Source organism: Methylobacterium sp. WL7 (assembly GCF_008040085.1).
GTDB lineage: Bacteria > Pseudomonadota > Alphaproteobacteria > Rhizobiales > Beijerinckiaceae > Methylobacterium > Methylobacterium mesophilicum.
On record NZ_VRVG01000210.1, the window covers coordinates 1 to 5487 of the forward strand.

A 5487-nucleotide genomic window follows, 5' to 3' on the forward strand; every position below is an offset into this window, starting at 1 on the left:
GCCCGACCTCTGGGCTGCTATCCGCGAGGCCTTCACCCGCTTCACCCCAGACGAATGCCGCAACTGCATCACCGCCGCCGGATACGAGGACGACTTGGCCGTCGCTACATAAGTGGGAACAGCTCTAAGAGCGCCTAATAGAACGGCACCGAGCTGGGTTTTCAGCGTTGGTTTGGCATGGCCAGACCGCTTCTCCCCGATGATCTCTAGGATGAGATCGCGCCGCTCCTCCCGCCGCCTCGGCCGCGTCCGAAGGGCGGGCGTCGTCCAATTGAGAGCCGGGCCGCACTCACGGGCATCCTGTTCGTGCTGCGCTCGGGGCTGCCCGTGGGAAATGCTGCCGGCGAAGATGGGCTGCGGCTCCGGCAGGAGTTGCTGGCGACGGCTGCGGGATTGGCAGGCGGTGGGCGTTTGGAGCTGCCTGCATCACGTGTCGCTGGACCGCCTGCACGCGGCGGGTGAGATCGACTGGAGCCGGGCTTGCCTGGACAGCGCGTCTGTCCCGGCCAAAAAGGGGGGGGCTGCCACCGGCCCGAACCCGACGGACCGGGGCAAGCCGGGCACGAAGCGCCATCTCGTCACCGACGCGCGCGGCACGCCCCTCATGGTGAGCTTGTCGAACCATCGGTTTCTGCCTCAGCGGGGCCAACCGGCACGACACCGTCATGATGGCGGCCACCCTCGATGCCATCCCGTCTGTGCGGAGCGGTCGGCGCGGACGACCGCGACGCCGTCCGGACAAGCTGCACGCTGACAAGGCTACGATGCCAGACCCCGCCGCCAGGAGTGCCGGGCGCGGGGGATCGTCCCGCACATCGCACGTAGGGGCATCGAGAGCAGCGAGAAGCTCGGTCGTTACCGTTGGGTCGTGGATCCTTCGACAAGCTCAGGATGAGGGCACCCACGCCTGGTTCAACCGATTCCGTCGATTGCCCATCCGCTACGAGCGACGCGCAGACATCTACGAGGCCTTCACGAGCCTCGCGGCCAGCCTCGTCACGCTCAACCAGATTAGACGGTTCTATCAGGCACTCTAAACCTGTGTCCGTGAAGGTGGGGGGAGGATCACAAACACCTTCCCCGCCCATAACGAGCGGACACCTCGAAGAACCCTGTAATTGCGGGGTTTAGCCGTCGATTTGACGCCACCCGCAGCTTTGGCGTGATTGGACTGGCGTTCTGGTAATCTGGCGGTGGTCGTGAACGAGCTCAGGGGGCTATCCCGAGCGTCCCTCAGGCCGCCACCGGCCGGGTTTCGATCCAAAGGAAGCGCTTGAGGTTGTAGGCGAGATTGGCGAGCCCGATCTTGGTCCGGGCTCGGGCCAAACCGATCGTGCGCACGAACAGGCCGAAGCGGTGCTTCTGCCCGGCGAACACCGCCTCATCCTGAGCCTGTCGAAGGATCGACGGCTGAGCGGACCTTGGAGCGGGCGCGGTTGGCCTTTCGCTGCGCCGGCGTCAGATCGAGGCCGGGCTGCCGCCGGAAGTGGACCTTCGAGCGCCGGCCATTCTTGGCAAGATGCGCTTCGTTAGTCTTCGAGCGGTAGGCGGTGTCGGCCCATACGTCGCTCGCCGTGTTGGTCGCGTCAAGGACGTTGGCTAGTTGTGCCCCGTCGTGGGCGGCCGCGCTGGTCACGGTGAAGCGGCGGACGAACCCGTGCTTGCGGTCGATCGAGACGTGGGTCTTGTAGCCGAACATCGGAACGGCGATCTCGACCTTGGCCTTGGTGCCGTCCGCCTTTGCGGGCCGCGCCTTGGCCCGCTTCAGGGTCCAGCGGGCATCGCGATCTCATCTCGCGCCAGCTTCTTCGGTTTGGCCGCCCACGCGTCAGGGATCTTGCCCTCCCTGAGAGCCGCCTTCTCCGCATCGGTGTTGCGCTGACGCGGAGCCGCGATGATCGAGGCATCGATGATCTGGCCCGACATCGCGAGGTAACCCTTGCCCTTCAACCAGGCGTCGAAAGCTGCAAACAGTTCGTCGATCGCGCCGGCCCGGGTCAGGTGCTCCCGGAACAGCCACACCGTCTTGGCGTCGGGCACGCCATCCTCGAAGCCGAGACCGAGGAAGCGCATGAACGAGAGCCGATCCCGGATCTGGAACTCAGTGGCGTCGTCCGAGAGCGTGTAGAGTGTCTGAAGGACCAAGATCTTGAACATCAGGACCGGGTCGTAGGGCGGGCCCCCTTCGACCCATCGGACCGCTTCAGTGCGGTGGCCAACTTCGGGCGGAAAGCCTCGAAGTCGATCAAGGCCGCGAGCTTCACCAGCGGGTCGCCGTTCTCCGACAGACGCTGATAGCGCTCAGCCAGATCGAAGAACCCTGGCTGACCCATCCAAGCCTCCCCAACGCCGACAGCATCAGGGAATCACGACACCGCCCTGCACGGAAGGGGGTATTTCGAGGTGTCCGAGCGTATCACAGGGTTCCGTTAACCCGGGGTAGAATCATCATCAGCCATGGTGCTCGGCGACTGCATCCTGCGTTCGAAGCCCAAAATGGCGAACGTGCCGCCTGGAATGGCCGCAAGCGCAACCGTGGCTCGAAGCTGCACGCGGTGGTCGATACGCTCGGTAAGAGCTGGTGCTGTACGTTACCTCAGCCAATGCCGACAACTGTACCGCCGCTGCCGCGCGAGTATACGCCGGACAGAAGGTGGCCGGCGATAGTGGGGCGGGACCTATGTCGAACAGGGCTACACCGGCGAGCGGGCGTCTAGCGCGGCTAATCACGGCATCGTCTTGGAAGTCGTAAAGCTGCCCGGAACCACGCGTGGCTTCGTACTGTCACCGCGAAAGTGAGTGTTCGAGCGCGCCTTCGCATGGATGGCCATCTTTCGACGCTTGTGCTGCTAGCTCCTTAGCAGTGAGTAACGGCTTCAGTGCTATCGTCAGCTCCACCAAAGGCTTAATAAGCCCGCATATAAAGCATCTATAGCTGACATTCAGTCGTCGATCCTCTTATTTATCGATCCGGAATATCAATTAAGCAGCTCACCCCAGGTGTGTCGCGCTGGCCACACGGCTTAAACAACGTCCCGGCGATCAAGATTCGTGCTTCGCTGCTGACCTCCTTCTGATTAGATTGAGCTCAAGGCCCCCTCGTAAGATGGGGGGCATTTCCACACAGAATTTTGGGTTCTCGAGATGGAAGCTGCACGGATGGGACAAGCGACGCTTGGATCGCGCCCTCGCCTTGCAAAAGTCGGGCGTGTCCTCCTAGGAGGTGTCGCGCTCAACTGCTTATTGGCGGGCTTCGCTTGGGCGGGCTGCGAAGCGAGTGATAGTTTTACTAATGAGGGGAGAAGAAATCAGCCTGGTGTGGGTTCCTCGGCGGTCGCATCTTCGGTCGACAGCTTTCTTGGAACCATTAATACGTCTAGCGTGGCGTTCCTCACACAAGGTAGCGCATTAGTTGGGGCGCCTTCAAATCCGACTGCCGACCTAAACGGTGGCGGATTGTGGACCCGCGCTATCGGTGGAAGTGTAATTACTCGAACTGACGGATCTTATACAACCGTGAAACCAAGCACGGGCGAATCCCGCAGCGGTGCATGCAATAATCGAACGTCGCAGAGTTACGGCGGGTTCCAGGTAGGGGGCGATTTTTCGCGCCTGAACGTTGGAGATTTCAACATTCATTTTGGAGCGACCGCCGGTTACGTAGAAACGTCCGGAGGCTCTCGTACCGCCAATTCAACGAACAACAATTCAGGCGGCGATATACGAGCAGACTTTCAGGTGCCTTTCGTCGGTATCTATGGAGTAGTAACCAAAGGAACGGCATTTGCTGATTTTCAGGCAAGATGGGATTTCTTTCAGGGGCAGGGCTCAAATAGAACATTTGGCCTCAGCAATCAGCCAGTCAATGCGCAAGCATTTACATTAATTGGTAACTTAGGACAGCAATATCAGTTACCCGATAATTGGTTTGTCGAGCCGTCTGCTGGCGTCGTATACACTCAAGTGGGATTAAACTCCTTCAGCGGCTTTGGAAGTGTAGACACGCTCTACAGTCAGGTCCCCGGAGCTGCTTCAAGGTTTGCTCCATTTACTTCAAAAACCCAGGATTTTGACAGTATTCTGAGTCGTGCCAGCATCCGAGTAGGCAGGAATTTTGTCGTAGAGGGCTATGTACTTCAGCCCTTTGTCACTGCCAGCATTTATCACGAGTTTGCTGGGGATATTCGAACGATATCCTTCAGTGAACTGGGCAATTCCACAGGCTATCTCGGGACTGGGCAACAGAGGCCGGGCGATACCGTTAGTGCTATCACGACGAAGCGCATCGGCACATTTGGCCAAGTTGCTATAGGCTTGGCTGGACAGATAACAAACACCGGTTGGCAGGGATACGTTCGCGGTGATTACCGCATAGGCGATCATGTGCAAGGGTACGGAATTAGCGGCGGCTTTCGCTATTCATTTACCCCAGAAACCGTTGCGCAGGCCATTATTAGCAAAGACGCCCCTGGTTTGCTTCAACCTGCAACTGGTCCGGTCATTTGGAGCGGGCTGAGTGTCGGTGCGTCCGCGGGCGCAAATTGGGAACATACAAGACAGGTCTTTCCGACTGTCGGCAACCCAGCAGTTCCGACTTTCCCTCAGGCCTTCTTTGTTCCGACGTCGACACCAATCTATCCATTCTCATTATCAAACCGGCGGAGCACCAACCCTCTCGCAGCCGGCGCGATCGCAGGAGGTCAGATTGCCGTCAATTATCAGATGGGTCGAATTGTTATTGGCGTAGAAGGCGACGGCAATTGGACAAATGCTCGCGGCGGCCGCTCATGCCCAAATGCGGTTTACTACTCCTGTGAAACCGGAGTCGATCTCCTCGCTTTTGTAACAGGAAGGGTTGGATACGCGTGGGATCGCACACTGTTCTATGCAAAGGGCGGCGTTGCATTTGGTGACGTCTCAGATGGGTTCAGACAAAATAATATCGTTGGATTGCCCCTGCTAACGTATACAACGCTTGGTGCGAGCACCAGTCGTGCTTCGCTAGTCGGCTGGGCAGCTGGCGCCGGTTTTGAATATGCCCTGAGTGATCATTGGTCTGCGAAAGCTGAGTACCTCCACTACGATCTTGGCGATAGGCGGTCAGCCTTCCAACCGCAGAACATAGCTTTCGACGCAACCCATACAGGGGACCTTGTGCGAGTGGGGGTGAACTACCGGTTCTCGTTCGATCCAATTATCGCTCGCGTTCCTTCTCCTGTTATAGCGAAATACTGATCTGACACTAAATGAGTCTGGCGGCCGATTGCGATAGTCATCACCCGGTTCGCCAGGCTCAATCTGCCTAGTAAAGTTTTCAATATCAATCCGGCCGATTAGGTTAGTCATATCGATTTGATACATTTTTTGATGCCAACTCGCCCGCATTGAAGTCGGTCGGAGCGCTGCATCGAGCCAACGCGCCGTCATATTTTACTTACGGCTCTCATGCAGCCATGCTTGTAGGCTTTACGCCAGGAACTACAACTC

At 58.7% G+C, this 5487-nt stretch carries 1 protein-coding gene and 4 pseudogenes; 4 read left to right on the forward strand and 1 reads right to left on the reverse strand.

What is annotated here, in order from left to right:
• Together FV233_RS27925 and FV233_RS27930 are read left to right on the forward strand one after the other, a co-directional pair.
• A pseudogene (locus FV233_RS27925) lies at positions 1–112 on the forward strand (IS630 family transposase); the annotation flags it as partial.
• Positions 113–216: 104 nt separating this feature from the next.
• Positions 217–1037: pseudogene (locus FV233_RS27930) on the forward strand (IS5 family transposase).
• A gap of 196 nt (positions 1038–1233) precedes the next feature.
• On the opposite strand, the pseudogene FV233_RS27935 reads toward FV233_RS27930, so the two are convergent.
• Positions 1234–2333 (reverse strand): annotated as a pseudogene (locus tag FV233_RS27935) (IS5 family transposase).
• A gap of 346 nt (positions 2334–2679) precedes the next feature.
• Between FV233_RS27935 and FV233_RS31435 the strand changes: the two are divergent.
• Both FV233_RS31435 and FV233_RS27940 read left to right on the forward strand, forming a co-directional pair.
• Positions 2680–2796: pseudogene (locus FV233_RS31435) on the forward strand (IS5/IS1182 family transposase); the annotation flags it as partial.
• Between the two features lie 720 nt (positions 2797–3516).
• Positions 3517–5235: an autotransporter domain-containing protein gene (locus FV233_RS27940; protein WP_246690113.1), complete on the forward strand. Its 1719-nt coding sequence runs from the start codon at positions 3517–3519 to the stop codon at positions 5233–5235.
• Positions 5236–5487: the final 252 nt, after the last annotated feature.